Source organism: Tolypothrix tenuis PCC 7101, from assembly GCF_963874875.1.
Taxonomy (GTDB): Bacteria; Cyanobacteriota; Cyanobacteriia; order Cyanobacteriales; family Nostocaceae; genus Aulosira; species Aulosira tenue.
In genome coordinates, this window is the sequence record NZ_CAWNJS010000001.1 from 8,077,974 (window position 1) to 8,100,396 (window position 22,423).

The following is a 22,423-nucleotide window of genomic DNA, read 5'->3' on the forward strand; positions in this document are numbered from 1 at the left end:
CAGTAACTCATCGCCTAAATCTAATGTTGTAAACTCATCATTATTTATTTCTGCAGTTTCAATATTTGCTAATAAATTTAGATTATTTTCCGGCTGTGCTAATTCTGCTACTTCGCCAAAATTCAGTTCTAAATTAGTTGCTGTTGCCAGTAAATCATTACTTAAACCTAAGTCTAACGCTGAAACATCTTCATTAGTGGTTTCTGCGGTTTCGACATTTGCTAATAAATCGATGTTTTGTGGACGTTGTTGTACTTCTGTGGATTCGTTGAAATCCAATCCTAAATCATCTGCTGTTGTTGGTAAGTCATCACCTAAATCTAATTCGGGATTCTCGGAAATCCTGATTTCTGAAGGGTCAAGCTGAATATGTGTTGAGTGAGTAGTGTTGATATCCTCAAATAACAATTGTGGATTATCGCCGCTATTTTCGTTGATGACTTTAAACAAATCATTATCCGCAGAACTACCAAATGTATTGTCTGTTGATGGCTGATTGGTAAATTCTGGGGTGAAATCTAATTCGGGAGGTAGTGTTGTTGAGGGGAGTGGAGAGTGTAGACTCAGTCCTTCATAGATATCGCTTTCCTCTGGTATCAAGCTGCGAATTTCTGTCACAGGTAATTCGGTAGTATCAGTAGAGGAAATAGCTGTGTTGTCTGATGTCAAATCTGCAAATAAATCATCTCCAGTATCAGATCCAAACATCAGATTGATTTGCTCATCATCTGGCTGAAAAGTCAGATTAAAATCTTCTACTTCAAAAGGCGGTGCTGAGGATTGAGCTAACTGGCTATCATCCAAAAAGTCATGAGATGCTGTAAACAAACTCTCCTCTAAGGCTTTGGCGACATCTTGCTCAACCCGAGAACCCAATTCTAGCTGTGGTTCTGCGCCAGATTCTTCATTCCAGAAGTTGCTTAAATCTTCTGCAGAAAGATCGTAATCTCTAGCTACTGTTGCTTGCGGATCGAATAAATCGTCAACTGTTGATTCGCTAGTAGAAAGTAGAGAATTGTCTCCCAAGTCAGTAAATGGATTATCCAAAGATAAGCTTTCTGGCTGTGGGAAGCTAATTGGAGAAATTTCTTCTAACAGACTTTCATTTGCAGTTTCTGAGAATAAGTCATCAAAACTAGCTTCTGGTTGATTTAATTCGCCTAGCGACAGCAGATTGTTATCATCTAGCTCTAAACCCAATAAATCTTGTACTACATCCTGTGGGGCAATATCACCAGGATATTCTTGTAGAATTTCTGTAAATTCTCTGAGACTTTCATTAGTAGATGAGTTTAAATTGATATCGTTTTGAGAGCTATTGCTGATATCAGATTTGCTTGCTGATGTTTGTTGAGGGTGCTGTGTAGGAGTTTCTTTTTCTAAGAAGTTTTCACCAAATAATAGACTGAAATCTTCGGTTTGAATAATAGTTTGTTTAGACTCATCAATACTCGTAGGCTCGTCAAAAGACAGTAAGTCAGCTAAATCGTTATCAGCATCTTCAGTATTACTAGTACTGATCTCAATGCCCAATTTGTTGGCAGCATTAATGTCTAATATTTCTTCTTGTTGCCAAGTCTCATCTAGTTCGGGAGCTTCACCTTCAAATAAATCAGCAAGTGTATTTAACTCAGCAATTCCAACTTCTGGCCCTTTAGGGTCAAGATTATGATTCGTTAGTACTGCTTCCTCTTCATTATTTGGCAATAAGTTAAATAGCTCAGAAGTCTCAGGCTTATAATTTTCTTTATTCGTGAAAATATCTTTCTCTTGTTGAACTGGTGCTGTTAGGTCAGGTAAGCTAGCTATATTGTTATTAGTTGTATTAACAAAATTATCCAGCCTTGGAGCAGCCAATTCATTAGCGATCGCTTCAGTATTAGCTTTAGCAAATAGAGTTGTCCCAATTGCAGATTCATCTGCTAAATCGGTAGAGATATCAAATAAATCAACTTCAGGGAAACTCAAGAGAACTTCTAGCTGCTGGCTAATGACAATCTCAGATTCTTTACCTTTAAGAACTAATTCCTGAGCTTTTTTAATTTCTGTAATGACAATTTTTGCCAGAGTTAGATAACTATTATCTGGATTAGCGATCGCATTTTCTGCGGCTTCGCATAACTTACACCAGTTGGGCAAATTAAATGTTTCACCCAATATGACTAATTGGTGACAAGTTTGCTGGAGATTTTGCCGACTTTCCTCGGTTGTCCCTTGTTTAAATAGCTGCAACATTTCTCGTAGAGTTTGCAGCACTTGAGCTTGAAATTCACCCCAGTTATCATTTGCTTTAGTAACAACTGGCGCAGGCTTTTGGAGTGGTGATTCTTGCGGGACGGGGAAATCCCGTTCCATGAAAATTTCTGTCAGTGTATGGGAGTTATCAACAAAAGCTGGCTGTCTTGCTGGTGCAATGCTACTGTCTACACTACCGCTTGCTTGTTGTACAAGTAGTTCTAAATGCTCGTTGAGCCATTGAAAGACTGGCTCAGTTTCCGACATCAATGTATTAGCTGTCTCTTCTGACAAACCAAATGGGCCGCTCAAATTCTCCAGCAGCGCTTTGAGTGTATCAGAAACCCCTAGAAATAAGGACTCTAACTTTTGGTCAACCTTAATCGGATTTTCTTTGAGGACTTTGAAACAATCTTCTAGGCGGTGAGATGTATGCTGGATGCTACTCAAACCAAGCATCGCCGCTCCTCCTTTAATGGAGTGAGCCGCCCGGAAGACTTCGTTGATCATTTCTGGATCGTTCAGGGTACTCTGAAGATTTAACAACCCCTGCTCAATGGTATTCAGGTGGTCTCTTGCTTCTTCAATAAAGTAACCTAAAATGCGCTGTTGTTGTTCCGGCAGCATAGGACATGATGAAGGATAAAGGATGAAAGAAAAAGATGAAAGATAAAGGTTAAAGGTTAAAGGGACTGAAGCATGAGTAATAGTTCATACTTAATATTTCATACTTCACATTTTATACTTCATCCTTTATCTAGATTCGAGAGTATCTACCCGGAAACGTTCCACAGAAGCAATTAAATCTCTTGATACGCCCACTAAGTGTTGTAGCGCACCAGATACTCTTTGTGCTTCCTGGGAGGTTTCTTGTGCTGTTAGTTCTACGGATTGCATAACGTGAGCTACTGCACGGGAGGTTTCGGTCTGTTCTACAGTATCCGAGGTAATTGAGCGCACCAAGATATCAATACGATTTGCTACTTGAATAATATTTTCTAGCGATCGCTTGGCTTCTTCAGCTAATTTAGTACCTTTAATTACCTGTTGTGTCCCTTCCTCCATTGCAGTCATTACAGAGCCTGTTTCACTCTGAATTTGCATCACGATTTGTTCAATTTCTTTTAAGGACTTGGCAGATTTGTCTGCTAGCTGGCGGACTTCATCCGCAACAATTGCAAACCCGCGTCCGGCTTCACCTGCCCTTGCTGCCTCAATACTAGCGTTGAGCGCTAATAAATTGGTGCGGGAGGCAATTTGTGAAATTAACGCCACAATCTTAGAAATTTCTTGCGAAGATTCAGCTAGCCGTTTCACTTTGCGAGTAGTTTCTGCCACAGTTTCTCTGATTTCTAAAATACCTGCCACGGTATTTTCCACGGCTTCACCACCTTTTAAGGCGATGGTGCTGGCATCACGGGCAACAGTTTCCGCTTCTCGCGCGGCTTCCGCTACCCGTTGAATGGAGTCAGTCATGACCTGTACAGAATTAAGTGTGACTGCTAACTCTTCTGCCTGCCTTAAAGCATCACTAGATAAGGCTCTAGCAAATGTTTCGGAGTTCGTTGCACCCTTGGTTACATCTCTTGCAGCTACTTTTACCTGTTGCACAATATCCCGCAAGTTTTGAATTGTCAGGTTAAAGGCATCAGCTACGGCTCCTAGTACGTCAGCTGTTACTTCAGCTTGTACTGTTAAATCGCCTCTGGCTGCTCCTTCTACATCATCCAACAGGCGAATTACTTGGCGTTGTAGATTTTCTTTGGCTTCTTCCTGTTCATCAGCTTTTCTTTGGGCTTCATTGGTAGTAGTAAAAATTACCCTTGCCATTTCATTAAAGCCAGTAGCCAGCAGTCCTAATTCATCTTCAGAATAGACTGTGGCCTGAACATTGAGATTACCTTGACGAACAGCATCAAACTGAGCTTGCAAGTTCTGGGTGGTGCGGCGAACCTGCTTGATAGTGAAATTACCCATAAAGGCTGCGGTAGCAAAACCAGCCAGTCCTGCTGCTAGTGACATAGCCCAGCCAGTGTTCCGCACTGATTCCCTCTGTTGTGGTGGTGAAAAGGTCGTAGCGCCAAAGCTGACTGTTGCGACCACTAGCGCCGATACTACACCTACAGTTCCCGCAATCAGCCATTGTTTCTTTTCTAGGGAAGCATTTTCTAAAGGCGCTAACCAACCTTGTTCAACGCTGACATTGGCTTCTAATTTAGCAACATCTACTTGGGTAAAAACTGGGACTGCTTCTTGTGAACCAGTAATTGAAAACAGTTCATCTTCGCGATCGCCTGTTTCATCAATTGCAGATGGTTGTCCGGTTTGACTGTGAGGGAGATTACCTATTTCCAATGGGCCAGAATCCATACTTACATCTCGGAAGTTGGCTTCTGCATCTGTCAAATCAAATCCAGGAATGTTACCTAGGTCGTCAAATTCATCAAAGTCATCTAAAAAATCTATATTAGTTTTAGAAGTCTCGTGATGAATTTCTCCTCTACTGATATTGCTTGGTTGGATATTACTTGGTTCTTCATCGGGACTAAAATCATCTGTGCCAAAGGCAGATTCAAAAGCCTCCAAATCAAAACTATCATCAATATCAGAATAATTTTCTTCTACCTTACTAACTTGTTTTTCTGGCTGTTTTTCTTGGTGAAAATTTTGCTCGGTAGCGCTAACTACCTCTTTTAATGTATCTTCAGCTTCTATCGGTCCCAACCAATTATCAGGTTTAGTTGGGGATAAATTTTCTTGAGGCTGGGATGGCAAATTGCTAGTTGTTGGGGCACTTTCCTGGAGAAGTGTTTGGTTTTTGACTAAAGTTTCATTTTCCAGGCTATTACTCTTCCACTCGAAATCAGCTTCGCTAGGTTCTGGATAGGTTTCTGAGGTTAAGAACTCAGTAGGTATTTCCCAATTATTACTGGTTGAAGTATCAAGTTCTTCAACTTCTGAAAACGGTGAATCGCTATAATTTTCCGAATTAGTGAAACCTTTATTATTTGAATTTGTAGTAGCTTCTACAAAAGGATTATTTATCCCTGAATCATCAATAGTATTTTGATTGTTGTCTTCTTGCCAAAAAGCTGGTAACTCTAATTCTCCTTGTTTTTCCCAAATGTTAGCATTGGCATCGCGATCGCTAGCTTCCTCGGTAAAACTAAAGGGATCGTTACTCAAAGGTTCTGAATCATCTGGTAATCCATTAAATGCACTGCTACTATATGCAGAGATATCAAATGAACTGTCTAAAGAACTGTCCAATGATAGCTCTTCTATTTCATCTCCAGATTCCTGGTATTCGCCAAAGGGATTGTCGCCAAAGCTGCCGCTAGCAAAATTATTATTCTGTGGCAAATTCTGTAATTCTTCTGTATCAGCGAACCGATCATTGGATATTGCTGATGAGGAAATATCCTCATTATTTTCACTGATAGTAAACGCATCTGGTAATGATTGTTGATATTGAGCAATACTTTCCAGACCATGCTGGGCAAAATCAATTAATTCTCGATTGTCGGTTAACTGTAAAACTTGTTGATATTCAGCTTTGGCTATATCGTACTGCTGTAAAACGTAGTATATGTGACCCCGTAACAAATGGGAGTTAGGGTCATTTGGCAAATTTTGTACCACTCGATCCACTAAAGTGGCGGCAACATCATAGTTCTGTTGCGCGTAAGCTGTACAAGCCTGCTTATATATTTCTAAGTAATCATCTATACTTGCTGCCATGTCCACCCTCCCAATATCATCCTGCCCACCTCGCACTCCGCAAAATTGCCATTTGATCCAGTAGTCTTAAAGACTTATTTGTTTTGGCATCTATTAACCACTCACCGCGCAGAAAGGGAGCCATCGTATCCGGTACATGAGTTGTTAGCATCAGATGCTGCACGTCAAGCCAGTCCATACCACCTATTTCTTCTACCGCTAAACCCACTATTGTGTCTTGTTCTTCGATAGCGATTACCGGAATTTCTGCTCTATCTGTATTTAATGCGGTTGCTTCTCCTAAAAATTGACCTAAATCAGCTACCCAAATGACTCGACCTCGTAAATTTAGAGTACCCAAAAGTAAAGGAGAAGCATTAGGAATCGGAGTGATTCTATCAGGGCTCAATTCCATTACCTCTCGAATTCCAGTTGCTGGTAGTGCAAACTCTTGGCGCGAGGGGATGTAAAACCGCAAATGTAATTCACCTTCAGGGCTTTCTACTTGTAATTCAGGACGGAAGTGGTCTTGACTACCACCACTTAAAAAGTCCGGTTTACTGACCATTTTCTTTTCATCCTTATCCTCGCAGCAGTTGTTTGACTGTTCCCACCAACTCAGTTGGTTGAAACGGTTTGGCTATGTAAGCGTCTGCGCCCTGTTTCATACCCCAGTAGCGATCGAATTCTTCACCTTTGGAAGAACACATCACAACGGGGACATTTTGGGTTTTCGGATCGGATTTTAACCGACGGCAAACTTCGTAGCCGTTCATCCGGGGCATGACAATATCCAAGACCACTAAATCGGGAGGTGTGCTTTGAATGGCCTCCAAAGCTTCAACTCCATCACTGGCATGGGTGACCGTTAAGCCACTTGCTTTCAGGAGGTCTGTAATCATCTCCCTTTGTGCGATACTGTCTTCCACAATCAGAACTGTACTCATAAATGCCTATCTACCTCCTGATGTAGACGTTCCTACTTGGAACATTCCCTGATTCCCCCGCAAGTATTTAGTGTATAAATTAAGTCTATTCCTTAACTGATTTACTAGATAATAACTTTATACTGGTTGTACTGGGGCTGGCTGATTCTGTGATAACATTTTTTACCTCATCTTTTATACAATCAACAACTGTTCTATCTCTTATGTATGCCAATGTAAGGCTGTTTATTGATATATTTTTCTACGAGCGTGAGTAACTCAGTATTTTGCAAAGGCTTAGTCAAATAATCGGTAGCCCCGACCATACTAGCTCTGACTCGATCGATAAAACTATCTTGACTACTCAGCATAATAATCGGCACCAGCCGAAATGCTGTAGACTGTCGCAACATGGCACAAATCTCATATCCATTTAATTCCGGCATGGTAATGTTGCAAAAAATCATCTGCGGCTTGAGTTGAAAAACAAAACTGAGAGACTCTAAGGGATTAGTTAAAGTTAACACTTCATAACCTTGTTGCTGCAAAATAGCCTCTATAGTCTCACCAATCGTTGTTACTTCGTCAATACATAATATCCGTGGTTTATAGTCTACCTCTACTACTAGCTCCTCTGTATTAATACTGAATATATTAGTACTGGGATATACTAATTTCAGCCAGCCCTGTTGGACGTAGGGATATATTACCTTGGCAATTGTCAAAATGTCTCGGTTGAGATAACGAGCAAGTTGCCGTAAAGATGTTTTGCCATCTGCCCAATGCTTAAGTTTATTGACTGTTTCTGCTGGTAAAGATGAATTCAATTGCACCATCTCAGAAAGTATGGGCACTTGATCGGCAGACTGAATGTGGGGATACAACTGCTGCCAATGTTGCAGTTGCTTGGCAATTTTACTGACTAGCGGAGCTATCTCCCAAGTAGTTAATTGTGGAGTCAGGGCCGGACTTTGATGGAAGATGAAACTACCTGTGTGCAAACCCAGTAAATCAAAGAGCGTTTCATACACCAGACTATGCATGATATTACGCGCTACTTTGGGGTTAATCATATTTTGCTCTAACAGTACCCAAAGATAGCTATATTCTTTTATATTCAGTGGATCTATGGAGGCTAGCTGGATTTCGTTGAGCGGAGTCTCCACACGGTAATGTCTTAAGTAATCGTTAATCCTTAATGAAGTACCATCCCCTTCTTGGCAATAGAGAATCTGGCCATTTAAGAAAAAGACGAACCAGTACTGTTGTGGTTGGTAGCAAAAGGAATGGTGATGTCTGTTCACCTCTTCTCTAGTTTGGTTGCTATTGCGAAAGTTATGAGTTTTCACCAACAGTTGGCCTGTTCGCTGGCCCAACTCAATCAATTGCAGGATACTACGAAGATCTATTTCATTTAAATTTCCCTGCATTTAGCTCAAAGGTGCTCCTTGCGATCCTGTTGATATTCTTTAATTAATTTTGCCCAGTAATTTTTTGATGTTTTAACTAGCACCACCGATCTACACTAAATTGATAATTTCTGCCTAATGTGAATTTGGTGTAAATTATCCCATCAGGGTTTCTAGCCTAGCCCAAAATTACAGTTTTGTGAGGATCTACGAAATTACCAGGGTTTTCCGGCTGGATTTACATTTTGTGTAATTTGTTATATACAAATAAAATTACTGCCTATACAAACATCTCTAGCAATAGAATACGTTCAGCAATATTCCTTAATTTTTTGTAATAAACTTTGATGAAGCTAGTAATCACACGGTAGCCATCATTATTACCATCAGCACACAATATAAAAGCGCGATCCAGAGTAAGCGCATCTAGATTTATATATATCAAGGCGTGATATGTCATGTCTATAAATAGTTTTGCCAGTTTGACTTTCCCTAACTGTGGTTAAATCAAACTGGCTCACAGAATTATCTATGGTATAAACCAAATCACGGACATCAAGTACACAAAAGGACTAACGGTGTGCTGTATTTAGCAGAAGTACAAAAGCAAAAAGGCGGCTTACTTAGTGGTAGTTCCAAAACCGAATTGAAACTGCTGGCTTGTCAGCGAACCGACCAGATTTGGGGTACTGTGTCGGAAGAAGTGATTGCGGCAGAGGAAGCAAGTAAATTAAATGATGGTGCATTAGTACTAGTAGAAGTGAATCCCAACCGCCAAGTGCAACGGATTCAAGAAGCTGGACGGCCACTGGTTAATATATTGCAGAATTTTTCTCGGCAGTTAGAAAAATTTAAGCTCAAGGAAGACGAGATCGATCAGTGGAAACAATCACTGACATTTCAGGCGCAAGAATTGAATCGCCGTGAATTGGACATGGAAGTCCGTATGGAGCAGTTGCAACAAATGGAGGATGAGTTTCAACGACTGGAAGCTCAAAAGCAGGAATTTGAAGCCTCCCGTCAAGAAATTGAAAAGTTGCAACAACAAATTGAACGCGATCGCACGGAATTAGCCGGGGCTTGGGAGCATCTCCGAGGTGAGCAGCGTCGTCTGGAAGAATTTCAAGCAGATGCCACACAGAGTAAGGTGTTAGACGAAGAGCAAAGTCGAGTATTAAGTGAGTTACTCGATCGCTTGTCTAGTCGTGTGGCTCCGACAGAGACAGTAAGGGAACACCTGAATTTTGCTTTTGAATTAGTCGAAAAACAGCAAGCGACTCTCAATGAACACTGGCAAAACCTAGAGCAGCAAAAAACTGTAGCAACTCAACAGCAACAAGAAGTAGATAGCCTTGCCCAAACCTTGAGCGATCGCCAAAATGGTTTGCAAGAAGCACAAAATTCGCTACAGCAACAAACAGCAGAATTAAAAGTTAACAGCGCAATTCTCACAAGCAAGCAAGAATACGCGCAAATTTTGAAAGCGCAATTGCAAAGCCAAGAAAATTTATATCAACAGATTCAGTCCTTGGCTGCAAACTCTAGTGACATGATTCTTTGCGAAGTAGATGTCAAAGCTTTAGAGAATATGCCTATAGATGAACTGCAAAGATTAGTACAAGATTTGCAGGAGAAATACGATATCGATTCTAGTTTTGTCCACGATCAGGAACAAGAACTGGAATATAAAGAAAAAGCTATAGAAGATTTGCAGAATAAGATTCACCAGGCATCCGATCAAGACGTAATCAATTTGGAAATGGAACTAGCAGATGAAAAAGACCTCTACCAAATGCTGAATGAAAGTTTGGTAGGGCAACGTCGTAATTTGCTACAACGGCAAAATTTACTCAAACAACACAAAACTATACTCTTACAAAAGCAAGGACAGACAGTTGTTAATGAACCAGAAGCAGCCAAAATTGATTTAGGGCCAATTCTATTGCAAACTGAAAATCTGCGACAAATACAATCTCAAGATTTGCAAAAATTGGAACATGAGATTGAGCAGATGCATTCTGGTATTGAGTTAGCCCAAGGAATGATTGATAATCACAACCATGACTTGGAACAGCAGCAGCAAGAATTGAAAGCAATGGAAGAAAACTTACTCAAATTGAGAACTGCAACTAGTGAATGCTGGGGTAGAGTGAATCTTTATCAAGAAGCACTACAACCAATTCAGGATAGTCTTGACGATTTACGACAAAAGTTGCAAGCAATGGTGGAAGCTTTGGGACAAATTCAAGAAACGGGCGATTATCAACTGCAAGCTATTGCCCAAATGCGCCATACTCTTCTGGATTTACTGTCTCAGCCAGAATTACTAGCATCCTGAAAATGGATAAAGTATGAAGTATCAAGGATAAAAAACTCCATCCCCTTGTGGTTGGAGTTTTTGGGCTTATGAGAGAAATGATATTCAGCCTTGAAACTTCAGCCTTCATTGTTGATATTTATCCAATCACCTGCGACTTGAGCGATCGCACCTCCGGGAAATGGATCGGTTTGGGAACGATTGGGTGCTGTAATTAAAGCAGTTAATTTTTCAATATGTTCAAAACTGGGAGCATCAGGGAGTATTTGTTGTAAGATTTGACGCATGACTCGACGCTGCAACGCCACTGGTGCTGTCTGCAATACGCGACGATTGAGCCGTAGAGGAAAATTATCTGGATTCTCTGCTGTTAGTGCTTCAGCTTTCAACTTTTGGGCGGCTGTCTCTAAATATTCCACTTCTGCTTGCAAGAGTTCTGCAGTTTGGGCTAAAGCTGATTCGACTTTGGGATTGAAGTGTGCTTGTAAATAAGGTAATAACTCGTTGCGGATGCGATTGCGAGTGTATTTTAAATCCTGATTTGTGGAATCTTCCCATACTGGCAGATGGAAATCATCACAAAATTGTTTGGTTTGTGTACGAGTAATTTCTAAGAGTGGGCGTACTAAGGTAATGTCTATTGTTAGTGGACGTTGCCAAGTTAGAGCTTGTAAACCATCTGCTCCCGTACCGCGCATTAAATTATAGAGAAGAGTTTCTGCGCGATCGCTGGCTGTGTGTCCTGTGACAATATAGTGATAATGATGCTCCTGGGCGATCGCACTCAAAGCCTGATATCGCCAATCGCGGGCAGAAGCTTCACTAGTTAAAGGCTCTTTTGCCGTTTCTAAATAAAATAATGTTTCCCAGTTTTTTGCTAACTGTTCTACATGAAGGGCATTAGCTTGGGAGTCTTCACGCCAGCGATGATCGCAGTGAGCAATACCTAAATGCCATCCCCATTTTGGTTGTAAATCTAATAGTAATTTTATTAAGCATAAAGAATCTTGCCCACCGGAAACTGCGATTAATAGGCGTTGATTACGCTCAAATAGATGGCGCATTCGGATAGTTCGATGAATTTTTGCATGAAAGGGAGTCCATACCATTGTGAATTTTGCACGCCAAATAAACCCAGGACATTATATATTTTATCTACATCATTTTGGGGTTCCCTAACTAACCAAAACCAAAAAGCTGCGTCAATATATTTGGCGCAGCTTTTAATTTAGTATTCATTTAAAACCTAAAAAGTCGGGCTATGTTGCTCGTCCCAACACTTATTATCATGCCAACTCCTATCAGTATATTGGCATTCTGAAGGATTATCAATCCAAGGAATAGATGTCTCGTGCGCTGAAGTGTTTTGGGAGGTAAATAATGATGAAACTGAAGAGGAAGTGGATGAAGATGACAGGAAACGGAAAGTAGCAAAACTACAAATTGGTAGAATTATGAGACCTGCTACACAAAGTAGAGTGTTGTTTAAAGTCCAAGTTTTCTTACCAATTTTTGGCTGAATAACTTTTTTTGCTTTTTTGGAATTTAATAACACAATTTCAATCCTTAAAATATAAACTTGCTGGTATAGATTCATTACCTTTCAAGTTCATTCTATAGACGGATGTTGAAATTAACCATGAGGATATCACGGTTTTTGGATTTTTAGGTTGTAGATAGTTAGTAGGATTAAATACAAAATATTTCTAGCAAAATTAAGTTTTTATGCTGAAAGTATTTTAAGAATATATATATGCTTAATAAATACTTTATATCCCTTTCTGAAGAAAGATAGGGGGAAAGGTGAAAGTAAGTGAATTAACAATATATCTCTAACGCATTGGGGGCGACACACCGCCCGTGCAGTTGCTCTTAATAAATCGTAACTTTTTTAGGAGAGAGATACTGATTTTTTAGGTAAAAATAGCTGAAACTATAAATCGTCTCTAGCTTTACAAAACTTTTTCAGCAACTTTACTGTATCTTTATTGAAAAAATATGAAAAAATGATAACTTAATTTTCAATACTCCGGTTTGCTTGTATTAGTTTCAACTCAATAAGTTTGTCTTTTTAGGAGAAATCTTCATGACTCTGAATCAGTTTTTACAAGATGAAACTATTGATACTACTGAAGAAATTAACACAAATATTCTCAAAATTAGAGGTAAAACTCTAGTATTTGGCAACGTTATATATCAAATTCATAATATTGCAAGTATTGGATTAGTTAGTAATATAACAACTCATACAAAACCAATGCCAAAATTATATATAGCTTTACCTATTATAGGTATTTTTCTATTTTTTATAGCCTCTGAAGTGACAAGAATATTAGGATGTTTGATTATTGTTTTAGCAATTTGGTTAATCAAGAGACATAATGCAAGTAAAACTACAATAGATGGAAAATATGGAATGACCATTTATACCAATGCTGGTACAAAAAAAATTTTTAGAAGCAGAAGTGAAGAATTTGTTAAAAAAGTTATTTTAACTTTGTATAGCGTCATGAATAGTGATGAATTAAAGGCTATTACTTTTAATTTTGAGACTTTGGATGTGTCTACAGATAATTCTATAAAAATTGGAACAAATATAGGTTCTTCTGTTATATCAGGTCATGTTGTTGGAGACGTTGCTAGTCAGGTTTAAAATCATTAGTTTAAATTATTTATTAACTTTAACTATTTTTCAAAAATTTGTAAAGTAGAAACATGGAAGATAAATCGATAAAAATAGAGACAAATATAGGTTCTTCTTTAGTATCAGGTCATACAGTAGGTAATATTTCGAGTCAGGTTCAATATTCATTTAATACATATACTCAAGAGCAGAAACAAAATTTGTGTGAAGCAGCAGCAGAGATTCAAAAACTTTTAGAATATCTGGAACAGTCTTATCCGACTGAAACAACTAGTGGAAAAATGGCAGTAGCTACAGAAACTATTAAGCACATAGAAAGTAACCCCACTTTGAGCCGGAGAATAATTAGTGCCTTGAAAACAGGAGGTGTTAAAGCTTTCGAGCAATTTCTGAGCCATCCAGCAGCTAGTTTTGTTATTGGTGCTTTGGAGGATTGGGAGAAAACGAGGGGTAATCAATCATAATTTGATATTTCTTGAATAAAGATATTTAAGTGCGATTGTGAAGTGAAAAATAAATATATTTTTAGTAATTAATAACAGTAATTATTTATGGATATTAATCGACATTTTAGACAATCCTTGCCCCTTAAGGTTGAAGCTCATGAAGAAAATTTGCTCCAGGCAAGAAATGAGATACAGAAATTCATCAAGCTATCAGAGGGTCTGGTATTTGGGAAGTTGGGGCTTGACGCTGCCATTGGCCTTCTTCCTATAGTAGATGGTTTATACACGGGTATAGCTAGTTTCTGGCTATTATTGCAATCCTACAGAATCAAAACTGATTTTCCGGAAAAACTATTAATTATAATTCTTAGTTTTGCAGATATTTTGCTAGGCTCATTTCCTGGAGCTGGTGATATTGGAGACACATTTTTTCGAGTTCATGCTTGGAATGGCAATCGTTTGATTACACATATAGACAAGCAAATTGCATTAATTAATCGTGTTCGTGAGCAATTAAATCAAGGACTTAATCCAGATATAAGTGCTTTAGAAGATATCCTATTCAGAAATGGAAAAACACACAGATAATTACTTATTGAGGTTATATGTGTTATTGAATTTTTAAGGATATATAGCAATCCTAAATGAGTTGTGAAATATTAAATTATAGGATTGCTATCCTTGTTTAATCTGTTGTAAAGCATACATTAATTGGTATGATTGCTGGCTGATTAGCGCTTTTTGATTTATTAAATAATTCTTACACTTTGTCTTTTTTTCCGTATTTCTTAAGAGTCCCTCAGTTTCACTAAAAAAACCTCCCACGGGGGGAGGCTCATACAGGAAAGCGGAGACAATTTGTCAAACTACAGCCGAACGACAGCGATCGCTCCTCCTAATGCGGAGAAAATAGCAGAGACAACTGCTGTCGCAAATAACCACCAAGCTGCTGTAGCGGCGGCTTTGCGGGTTTCTTCGGCTTGGCGCTGTGCTTGATGCTTGACTTGTTCGAGGCGGCGTTGGGCTTCTTGCTGTAAGCGTTCTGCTCGTTGTAAAACTGTGTTGCGCGCCCCTTCAATTTGGTCGATAATCCGGTTGGCATCTTCTTCGGAAATATCTTCACGGGAACTGATCAGTGCGACTAGGGTATCGCGGTTAAAGGAAGATAGGCGATCGCGTAAAGCGTCAAATCCGGCTTGGGGATCGTCAAATAATTGACGCACATCGCGCTTAATACTATCGTAGTTGAGTTCGGGGCGCTCCAAGGAGTTGAGGTAGTTGCGGATGCGGGCAAATACGCCATCAATCACATCTTGGATACGGCGCTGAATACCCCGTACTTGTTCTACAAATTGTTCTTGTACGGAGACAATATTATCTGCAATTTTCGCTGCTTCCTCATCGGAAATATCTTCGCGGATTTTCAGCAGGGCGATAATTGTGGAACGGTCAAAATGCGCCAGGCGATCGCTAAAGCTTTCAATCCCCACCCGTGGATCATGCAATAACAGTTGTAAGTCGCGCTTGATACCTTCGGGGTTGAGTTCTTCTTTACCTGTCTGCCGTAAATACTCTTCTAAATAAGCTTGGAAGGTTTCTACTCTTTGCTGGGTTCTGGTAGCCAGGCGACGCGGCGCACGCACAAAATTGTGAATCGAATGTTGTACGGAATTAATGACTTCATTGACTTGCTGTTCGCTCAAGTCTTGACGCTGACCAAGTAATTTCACTAGGGTATCTCTGTCTACTTGAGACAAGCGGCGGCGTAGTGCTAAGGCTCCTTCTTTGGGGTTTTCAAACAGTCGATTTAAATCGCGTTGAATACCTTCGGGATTGAGTTCGCTTTTGCCAGTATTACGCAAGTAATCAGCAATGGTTGTGCTAACAGAGTCATATTGCTCTTTGGCTTTATCTGCTACCGCCTGGGGTGCGTGGCGGATACCATGCCATGACTGTTCGACAGTATCAATGATTTGATTGGCTTGGTCTTGGCTAATATCTTGGCGCTGACTCAACAGTTGTACTAGGGTATCGCGATCAAAACGAGATAACCGCGCTCTAATTGCAGCCACACCCGCTTGCGGATCTTCCAGCAATCTTTTGAGATCGGCTCGAATTGCATCGGGGTTAAGTTCGCCTTTGCCGGTATTACGCAGATATGATTCTAAATTCAACCACAGGGTTTCTGCTTGGTATTTTGCCTGATCTGCCAAATTTTTAGATTCAATTAACACGCGATCGCGTTGTTTTTCTAAATCCTCGAGAATTGCGTCTAGTTCGTATGGCTGGATGTCGTTGCGTTGATACAGGATTTGCTGCATTTGTTGGCGATCAATCGCCGCTAACCGCCGTGAGAGGGTTTCATAATCTGCGTCTGGATCGGACAACAGGGGTCTAAAATCCCGTTCAATACCTTCAGAGGTTAAATCAGACTTACTAGTAACGAGGAGGTAGCTGGATACTCGACGCTGCAAGTCTTCTACTATCTCTCTTTCTTCTACCGCCTTTACAGTCACCAATACTTCTTGGCGGACAGTTTCTAGTTGATCTGCAATCCGCTGTATTTGTGCTTGGGTAAGCAGTCCCCGCTGTTGCAAGATGTTGACAAAATCGTTGCGGGATAGGCGCTCTAATTCTCGCCGTACTACTCCAGGGTCGGCTGCTGCATCGTAGATCACATCGCGGAATTCTTGGGCAATTCTTTCGCGGCTGAGTTGCCAAGCAAAGGTATTAGCAAGGTAATTTTCGACATCCGCCCGAATGGGACTGTAGGGTTGCGAAGCTGCGGGTAAACCTAACTTATCAGCTTGTTCGCTAATTTTGTCTTTAGCAGTGGATAGGGATTGCCAAATTTTTTCTACATCTAAATCTGATAAGTCTGTTCTGCCCAAAACAATACCAGTCAAAGCCGAAAGTCCTTGCTGGAGTGTGCTCTGGATTGGCCCAGGGGTAGCTTTTTGGTCGGCTACTTTAGCGTCACGAGTTTCTGCAATTAATCTTTCTAATTTGGTATTGAGTTCATCTGTTTTGGTTTGCCCTGGTGGTAAGGATTTTAGATAATCGACTAATTCCCCGAGGCGGTCTTGGGCTGGTGCTTGCTGACTTACTACCTGCTGCCAGATTTTATATAATGTGTCAGCGATGCGTTTGACATCGCGTTTAGATAGGTCTGTGCGACTGCTGACTAAATCAATAAACTTTTGACGGTCGATGTTGCGGAGGTCAGGACTACCTGCGATGGCTTGGAATTGGGGGTCTTTGAGTAGGTTTTCAAACTCGCTGCGGATTTTGCCTAGATCCAACTCTGGCGGACGCAACCTGTCTAGGTAATCCTCTACATTTTCTCGAATGCTCGTGGGGTCGATCCCGCTTCCTAGTTCGCGGCGCATAGCGGCGGCGGCGGCTTCGGCTGTGGCTACAACTTGGTTATTTACAGCTTTTGCACCTAGTGCAGCTGTCGCTGTCCCCATAATTGCTTGAAAGCCAGAGGTGGCTGTGTTGACTACTGAACCAATTAAGGAACCGACTGTGGTAGAACTAACCCACATCAGTAATAAAAAGTAGGCTCCCCAAATTACTAAGCCCAGAATTGCTCCCAATCCTGGATCTAAAACCAGGAGACTAAGTTTAACTGCTAAGTAACTAGCAATTAAAAGAGCCACTGTTACTGTGACTAAAGTCCAAATCCCTACAGCGGTACCAATTTTGCGAATTGTGCCGCCTAAACTTCCTGCTTCATTATCGGAATCTGAGTCAGATGAATGTCCCAGGTAGGAAATCCCAGCAGCCAGGGAGAGGTTTGTTAATACTAGTTGAAAAGCAAAGGCTAGAATTACGCCGGAAATTAAGGCAATAAAAAAGCGTGGCCCAGAAGTGAGAACCGATGCTTGTGCTGGTGAAATGTCTGAAGTGGGGTTGACTGGAATCTGTGCCAACCTAAAAAGCGACTGGTAGAGTCCCAGGATAATTTCTGTACTTTGAAACATTGTATTTCCTTTCTCTAAGCTTAAATTTGGGGAAATTTAGAATTACGTTTGCAGAAACTCTGTATTTATGGTGATACCTAACTCTTGTAAGTCTCAGAATCGTGGAAATTGGGTATGAAGAGCATCTCTCCACAGTTTGAACAGCATATCTAGCGCTAGATAGAAATTTCACTAGCCAAAGGGAAAATCTTCATTGGATAGGTTGCAAAAATGCGGATTTCTTAGTTATCAAGGCAGATAAATAGCCATATTCATGCATATAAAGAAATATGCATGAATTTTGTGGAGAATTTATTAATTGATGAGTAACATTTCTCAAGTAAATTCTCCCAATATAAAGTTGTTTATGTTGTCTGCGTTACATTTATTTACAAATAGTTTTTTATCACCATCTGCAGGTGGATATATTAGTTGCGATCGCGTTTTAAGCTTCATCCATAAGAAGTGGCTATTCTTTGTACCTCCAGACAGAAAGCAACTTGTTTGTAAATCGTTACATTTAAGGTACGAAACAAATTGTTAAGGCAAAAAATGGAAACTCGCTCTTCCACTGATTTACCAACAATTACTAAAGAATATAACGGCATAGATCGCAATGCTTTTGTATTCGGCTGGACTCCACAGGCTGAACTCTGGAATGGTCGTTTAGCAGCGATTGGATTTTTAGCTTATTTACTTTGGGATTTAGCAGGTTATAGCGTTCTACGCGACGTATTACACCTGATTGGTTACTAAAAATTAAATACAAAAAAATGTAATTTGGGAGTAAAAAAATGGAAACTCGTCCTTCTACTGATTTACCACCTGTTGCTACAGAATATAACGGCGTAGATCGTAATGCTTTTCTGTTTGGTTGGACACCACAAGCTGAACTGTGGAATGGTCGTTTAGCCGCTATTGGTTTCTTGGCTTATTTACTTTGGGATTTAGCAGGTTATAGCGTTCTGCGCGATGTATTACACCTGATTGGCTACTAAAAATTAAATCCAAAAAACGCGTAATTTAGGAGTAAAAAAATGACAAATCGTTCTTCTACTGATTTACCACCTGTTGCTACAGAATATAACGGTGTAGATCGCAATGCTTTTCTGTTCGGTTGGACACCACAAGCTGAATTGTGGAATGGTCGTTTAGCCGCTATTGGTTTCTTGGCTTATTTACTTTGGGATTTAGCTGGCTACAGCGTACTACGTGATGTATTGCGCATTATTGGCTATTAAATTATAGCTAATTAACACAGCATTAAAATACCCGATTTTTTAAATAAAAATCGGGTATTTTATAATATTAAAATTGATTTAGCTGTAAATTAACGACCACCTAAAATTTCTGAGATTGCCGATACAATATCAAGATAAAAATTACCACCTACGGCGCGAAATAATTCAAATTTAGAGCCAGGCGAACCGAAAAATGGTCTTAGAAACCAGCCTAATTGCACACCAACAAAACCATACAAAAATAGCCAAGAACGTAAAATAGTAGTGCGAGTTTTTTTACCAACTTCATCTTGTTGAGAAAGTAACTGCATCCCTTCATAGAGGAATTTTACACCAAATATACCTGTGATGCCAAAAATTAACACATTCAACAGCTTAAAAAATTGGTAAGAATTAGGCGCAGTGATCATAAAAAATAGTGTCACTGGTGCCAAGCTGAATAACAGCACGCTGATTACAGATACAGCTGTGAGCAAAACCACAAAATGCTGTTGAATAGTGCTACGGGAACCAAATAAAACATTAAAAAAGAAGAGAGTCGGGAAACAAATAATCAGTGTGAGCAAGTAAAATGCTGGGAGTTTGATAGCACCAGATAATGCTTGTCCCCAACTATGAGATGCACCGATAATTGCACCATAGATGGCGAAACAGATAGAACTGGAAACAAAAAGAGCGCTGATTTTACTTTGTAACCTGATTCCCTGGCTAATTTCTTCTAAAAAACCCTGGCGATCGCGTAGTAAACTGATGAGAATATTAAACTGCTTATTTTTGTAAGAAGGCTTATCAAGCATAGTGGTGTAGTAAGTAGATTATGGGTAATTCGTAATTCGTAATTAGGAACTGAGCTTTGGATATTTTATGAGGCTGCTGAATTGTAGGGAAATTGTAGAATTACAAAATCTATGGCTGTATTAACGCAATCCTAAAAGATAGCCGATGGCTTGCAGTACACTTAGATAAAAACTACCTTCTCTGTCTCTAAATAGTTGGAAGATAGAACCAGGAGTACCGAAAAATGGTCTGAGAGTCCATCCAAGTTGGCTACCTACAAAGGCATAAAGAAACAACCAAGATAGGATAATTTTGCGGCGTGTTTTGCTACCTTCATTGTCTTGTTCTAAAACTACACTTGTGGCTTGATAGAGAGAAGAAATACCAATAAATCCTGTAAAGCTAAATATCACAACATTCAGCAGGATTAAAAATTGATAATTATTAGTAGTAATTAAGAAAAATAGCGTAATCGGTGCAAAGCTAAATAATAATACGCTAGTTACAGAAACCGCAGTTAGTACTAGTGCAAAATGCTGTCCAAAAGTCCGCTTGGAACCGAAAATAATATTAGAAAAATAGAGAGTGGGTAGACAAATCAGTAGGGTGATTAAATAGAGTGCTGGTAGTTTAACCGCAGAAGATAAAGCTTGCATCCAGCTATGATATGCGCCGATAATCCCGCCATAAATCGCCAGAAATAGAGAACTACAAACTAATAGTGAAATGATTTTACTTGGTAGTCTAATACCTTGGGTAATTTCTTCTAAAAAAGCTTGGCGATCGCGCAGTAAGCCAATCAGTACTTTAAAATATTTGATTCCTGAAGATTGTCGTTCAATCATCATTATCCTCACACAAATTTGAGAAAAAATTACTAATTCGTAATTTGTAATTAAGAGCCTAGTAAAACCTTGTTGCTTGATTCGAGATTGCCAGAGTCAAAAGTCAAAAGTTAAAAATTTGAATGAACAAGTTTTAACTCTTGACATTTGACTATGAACTCTGATAAAAAAATTTTATTTTTTATTAAGTTATTCATCTAGATAATCACTACCAGAACCGAATTTCCAAGCATCAAATAAACGATGCCAATAATATTGTTGGGGGTTTGGCAAATACTTAACTAATGTTTCTAACATTGGACTTAGCCAAAATAAGGCGGTATATATACTTAAATTTACATAATGCAATATCCAATCTAGTAAATTGATAAAACCTACTTGAGGAATTATTTTGGCAATTAATCCCGGATTTGCCAAACCTGTTTTTACAAGTGTTAGCGTTAATGCAGGAAACTTTACTATATCTTGTAAAAATGGCTTAAGTACTTTATTTCCTAATTTTTGCATTTCCTGAAAAACGACAGCAAGCAATTGGTTAATTTGCTCTGGTGAAATATTTTGATTTATGCCCACACTCATGGCTTTTTGAAACAACCAAGTAACAGCTAAACTAGGCTGATAAGGTTGCAGTAAAGCTAGCGCTGTTGTAGATAATTGTTCGGTTTGCAATGCTTCTTGAATACCAAATGTTAAGCGCTTGAGGTGTCGTACCATTGCACCAAAACCGCCGAAACTTAAAGGCGATTGACTGCCGCTACTATCTCCGACTGGCAAAATGCGATTCCAAGGGGTTTTGAGGGGACTTTGGCGATAGGTAGGAAAGAAGCCAAACAGTGCCCGTTGAAATTTCAACTGGCTCAATTCCACACCCTGATATTGTGGTAGAAGGCGCAAATATTCCTCAAATAAAGCTTCTAAACCTAAGCGTTGGGGGTGTGCATCCATGTATGTAAATAAGTAGGTTGTTCTACCATCCCTAGCTGGGAAAGCTTCCCAAAAGTACTGACATTGATTTTGCAAGGGTGTAAAAGATAATAACAAGTCCCCACTGTGATTTTCCGGAAATCCTTGGGCGCAACTTCCCACAACTAAGCATAGTGCATCTGGCTTTTGTCCTTGGCGCGCTTGTTGGGCGATGGGAGAGAGGTGTCCCATTGCATCAATCAATAACCGTGTTTTTAGCTGGTTGTTTACCATCACCCCATTAGGATGAACTACAGCTTCACTCAGGGGTGTGTTTTCCCACAACGCACCACCAGCAGCCAAAAATCGGGTTTTCAAGGTTTCTAAGAGATAGACTGGATCGACACCAATGTTAAGAACATCTTCTACCCATACCTCTGTACCGCCTTGAAAACTAACACGGGCTGGGTTATATTCAGTAGCGATCGCTTGGTCTAATTCTGCATTGGTAAGTAAATTTAATTCCAAAAATACCTCTAACTCTTTGCGAGAAATATTCCATTCTTGTTCTCTACCACGCAAAATTCCCCGTTCAATCAAGCCTACCTTCAGTCCTTGTACCGCTAAGGCGCAACCGATTAAAATCCCCAAGGTTCCACCGCAAATAATTACATCCCAGTCCACATTGTCTAAGAGTTCAGGGTTTTCTTTTACTACCATTGGGATTGGTGCTTGATCTGCCCTCAGTGATGCTAAAGTGCGATCGGCACTACGTAAGCCTGCCATGACATTGCCTGGTAGTTGAGAGAGAATATCTTCGGTGATGCTCATAGCATTTTGGATTTTAGATTTTAAATTTTGGATTTTAGATTGGGAATTACTGTCTCTGTTGGGATTCTGTTAATCCATAATCATTGTGCTGACTTGGCTAGGAATTAGGCAACTAGCGCTGACTATGCAAACAAGCGATCGCCTTGAATGGGCATGAATTCCGT

Annotated in this window: 18 protein-coding genes; 7 read left to right on the plus strand and 11 right to left on the minus strand. The window is 39.8% G+C overall.

Annotated features, from left to right (window positions below; translation table 11 throughout):
* The 6 genes from AACU25_RS31860 to AACU25_RS31885 form a co-directional block, all read right to left on the minus strand.
* A partial coding sequence (locus AACU25_RS31860) for an Hpt domain-containing protein (protein ID WP_339382091.1) occupies window positions 1-2,862 on the minus strand: 2,862 nt, incomplete at its 3' end.
* A 126-nt stretch (window positions 2,863-2,988) separates the two neighbouring features.
* A complete protein-coding gene (locus AACU25_RS31865; protein ID WP_096582557.1) occupies window positions 2,989-5,976 on the minus strand; it encodes a methyl-accepting chemotaxis protein in 2,988 nt (995 codons plus the stop codon).
* Between the two features lie 16 nt (window positions 5,977-5,992).
* Complete coding sequence (locus AACU25_RS31870) at window positions 5,993-6,523, minus strand: chemotaxis protein CheW (RefSeq protein WP_045867637.1); 531 nt, start codon at window positions 6,521-6,523, stop codon at window positions 5,993-5,995.
* A 13-nt stretch (window positions 6,524-6,536) separates the two neighbouring features.
* Complete coding sequence (locus AACU25_RS31875) at window positions 6,537-6,902, minus strand: response regulator transcription factor (RefSeq protein ID WP_045867638.1); 366 nt, start codon at window positions 6,900-6,902, stop codon at window positions 6,537-6,539.
* A gap of 194 nt (window positions 6,903-7,096) precedes the next feature.
* Complete coding sequence (locus AACU25_RS31880; RefSeq protein ID WP_096582559.1) at window positions 7,097-8,311, minus strand: response regulator; 1,215 nt, start codon at window positions 8,309-8,311, stop codon at window positions 7,097-7,099.
* Between the two features lie 259 nt (window positions 8,312-8,570).
* The gene (locus AACU25_RS31885) at window positions 8,571-8,750 is read right to left on the minus strand and encodes a hypothetical protein (protein WP_096582561.1); all 180 of its coding nucleotides are present in this window, start codon (window positions 8,748-8,750) and stop codon (window positions 8,571-8,573) included.
* A 120-nt stretch (window positions 8,751-8,870) separates the two neighbouring features.
* Between AACU25_RS31885 and hmpF the strand changes: the two genes are divergently transcribed.
* A complete protein-coding gene (gene hmpF, locus AACU25_RS31890; protein WP_096582563.1) occupies window positions 8,871-10,628 on the plus strand; it encodes a pilus motility taxis protein HmpF in 1,758 nt (585 codons plus the stop codon).
* Window positions 10,629-10,726: 98 nt separating this feature from the next.
* Here hmpF and tilS read toward each other — a convergent pair whose 3' ends face one another.
* Complete coding sequence (gene tilS, locus AACU25_RS31895; RefSeq protein ID WP_096582565.1) at window positions 10,727-11,716, minus strand: tRNA lysidine(34) synthetase TilS; 990 nt, start codon at window positions 11,714-11,716, stop codon at window positions 10,727-10,729.
* Window positions 11,717-12,693: 977 nt separating this feature from the next.
* On the opposite strand from tilS, the gene AACU25_RS31900 reads away from it, so the two are divergent.
* The 3 genes from AACU25_RS31900 to AACU25_RS31910 all read left to right on the plus strand — a co-directional run bounded on the left by AACU25_RS31900 (window position 12,694) and on the right by AACU25_RS31910 (window position 14,285).
* Window positions 12,694-13,260: a DUF6232 family protein gene (locus AACU25_RS31900; RefSeq protein WP_096582567.1), complete on the plus strand. Its 567-nt coding sequence runs from the start codon at window positions 12,694-12,696 to the stop codon at window positions 13,258-13,260.
* 62 nt (window positions 13,261-13,322) lie between these two features.
* Window positions 13,323-13,715, plus strand: coding sequence for a hypothetical protein (locus AACU25_RS31905; protein WP_096582569.1), 393 nt, complete (start codon window positions 13,323-13,325; stop codon window positions 13,713-13,715).
* A gap of 87 nt (window positions 13,716-13,802) precedes the next feature.
* Window positions 13,803-14,285, plus strand: a complete 483-nt coding sequence (locus AACU25_RS31910; RefSeq protein ID WP_096582571.1) for a DUF4112 domain-containing protein — start codon at window positions 13,803-13,805, stop codon at window positions 14,283-14,285.
* Window positions 14,286-14,563: 278 nt separating this feature from the next.
* Here the strand turns inward: AACU25_RS31910 and AACU25_RS31915 are convergent, their stop codons facing one another.
* Window positions 14,564-17,683 carry a hypothetical protein gene (locus AACU25_RS31915; RefSeq protein ID WP_096582573.1) on the minus strand — a complete coding sequence of 1,040 codons (3,120 nt, stop codon included), beginning with the start codon at window positions 17,681-17,683 and terminating at the stop codon, window positions 14,564-14,566.
* A 531-nt stretch (window positions 17,684-18,214) separates the two neighbouring features.
* On the opposite strand from AACU25_RS31915, the gene AACU25_RS31920 reads away from it, so the two are divergent.
* From AACU25_RS31920 to AACU25_RS31930, 3 genes are read left to right on the plus strand one after another with little or no spacing between them, the layout of a single operon-like run.
* The gene (locus tag AACU25_RS31920) at window positions 18,215-18,418 is read left to right on the plus strand and encodes a high light inducible protein (RefSeq protein ID WP_096582575.1); all 204 of its coding nucleotides are present in this window, start codon (window positions 18,215-18,217) and stop codon (window positions 18,416-18,418) included.
* Between the two features lie 38 nt (window positions 18,419-18,456).
* Window positions 18,457-18,660, plus strand: a complete 204-nt coding sequence (locus tag AACU25_RS31925) for a high light inducible protein (protein ID WP_096582577.1) — start codon at window positions 18,457-18,459, stop codon at window positions 18,658-18,660.
* 39 nt (window positions 18,661-18,699) lie between these two features.
* Complete coding sequence (locus AACU25_RS31930) at window positions 18,700-18,903, plus strand: high light inducible protein (protein WP_096582579.1); 204 nt, start codon at window positions 18,700-18,702, stop codon at window positions 18,901-18,903.
* Window positions 18,904-18,992: 89 nt separating this feature from the next.
* Here AACU25_RS31930 and AACU25_RS31935 read toward each other — a convergent pair whose 3' ends face one another.
* The 3 genes from AACU25_RS31935 to AACU25_RS31945 form a co-directional block, all read right to left on the minus strand.
* Window positions 18,993-19,700, minus strand: a complete 708-nt coding sequence (locus AACU25_RS31935) for an actin-binding WH2 domain-containing protein (RefSeq protein ID WP_096582581.1) — start codon at window positions 19,698-19,700, stop codon at window positions 18,993-18,995.
* 120 nt (window positions 19,701-19,820) lie between these two features.
* Complete coding sequence (locus AACU25_RS31940; protein WP_096582583.1) at window positions 19,821-20,525, minus strand: actin-binding WH2 domain-containing protein; 705 nt, start codon at window positions 20,523-20,525, stop codon at window positions 19,821-19,823.
* 189 nt (window positions 20,526-20,714) lie between these two features.
* Window positions 20,715-22,259, minus strand: coding sequence for a Rossmann-fold NAD(P)-binding domain-containing protein (locus AACU25_RS31945; protein ID WP_096582585.1), 1,545 nt, complete (start codon window positions 22,257-22,259; stop codon window positions 20,715-20,717).
* Window positions 22,260-22,423: the final 164 nt, after the last annotated feature.

Coding starts and splice junctions, on each gene's coding strand:
- AACU25_RS31910 (WP_096582571.1), top strand. CDS start 13,803: ATGGATATTAATCGACATTTTAGACAATCCTTGCCCCTTAAGGTTGAA.
- AACU25_RS31870 (WP_045867637.1), bottom strand. CDS start 6,523: ATGGTCAGTAAACCGGACTTTTTAAGTGGTGGTAGTCAAGACCACTTC.
- AACU25_RS31935 (WP_096582581.1), bottom strand. CDS start 19,700: ATGCTTGATAAGCCTTCTTACAAAAATAAGCAGTTTAATATTCTCATC.
- AACU25_RS31925 (WP_096582577.1), top strand. CDS start 18,457: ATGGAAACTCGTCCTTCTACTGATTTACCACCTGTTGCTACAGAATAT.
- AACU25_RS31865 (WP_096582557.1), bottom strand. CDS start 5,976: ATGGCAGCAAGTATAGATGATTACTTAGAAATATATAAGCAGGCTTGT.
- AACU25_RS31930 (WP_096582579.1), top strand. CDS start 18,700: ATGACAAATCGTTCTTCTACTGATTTACCACCTGTTGCTACAGAATAT.
- AACU25_RS31885 (WP_096582561.1), bottom strand. CDS start 8,750: ATGACATATCACGCCTTGATATATATAAATCTAGATGCGCTTACTCTG.
- AACU25_RS31880 (WP_096582559.1), bottom strand. CDS start 8,311: ATGCAGGGAAATTTAAATGAAATAGATCTTCGTAGTATCCTGCAATTG.
- AACU25_RS31905 (WP_096582569.1), top strand. CDS start 13,323: ATGGAAGATAAATCGATAAAAATAGAGACAAATATAGGTTCTTCTTTA.
- AACU25_RS31900 (WP_096582567.1), top strand. CDS start 12,694: ATGACTCTGAATCAGTTTTTACAAGATGAAACTATTGATACTACTGAA.
- AACU25_RS31920 (WP_096582575.1), top strand. CDS start 18,215: ATGGAAACTCGCTCTTCCACTGATTTACCAACAATTACTAAAGAATAT.
- AACU25_RS31940 (WP_096582583.1), bottom strand. CDS start 20,525: ATGATTGAACGACAATCTTCAGGAATCAAATATTTTAAAGTACTGATT.
- tilS (WP_096582565.1), bottom strand. CDS start 11,716: ATGGTATGGACTCCCTTTCATGCAAAAATTCATCGAACTATCCGAATG.
- AACU25_RS31915 (WP_096582573.1), bottom strand. CDS start 17,683: ATGTTTCAAAGTACAGAAATTATCCTGGGACTCTACCAGTCGCTTTTT.
- AACU25_RS31945 (WP_096582585.1), bottom strand. CDS start 22,259: ATGAGCATCACCGAAGATATTCTCTCTCAACTACCAGGCAATGTCATG.
- AACU25_RS31875 (WP_045867638.1), bottom strand. CDS start 6,902: ATGAGTACAGTTCTGATTGTGGAAGACAGTATCGCACAAAGGGAGATG.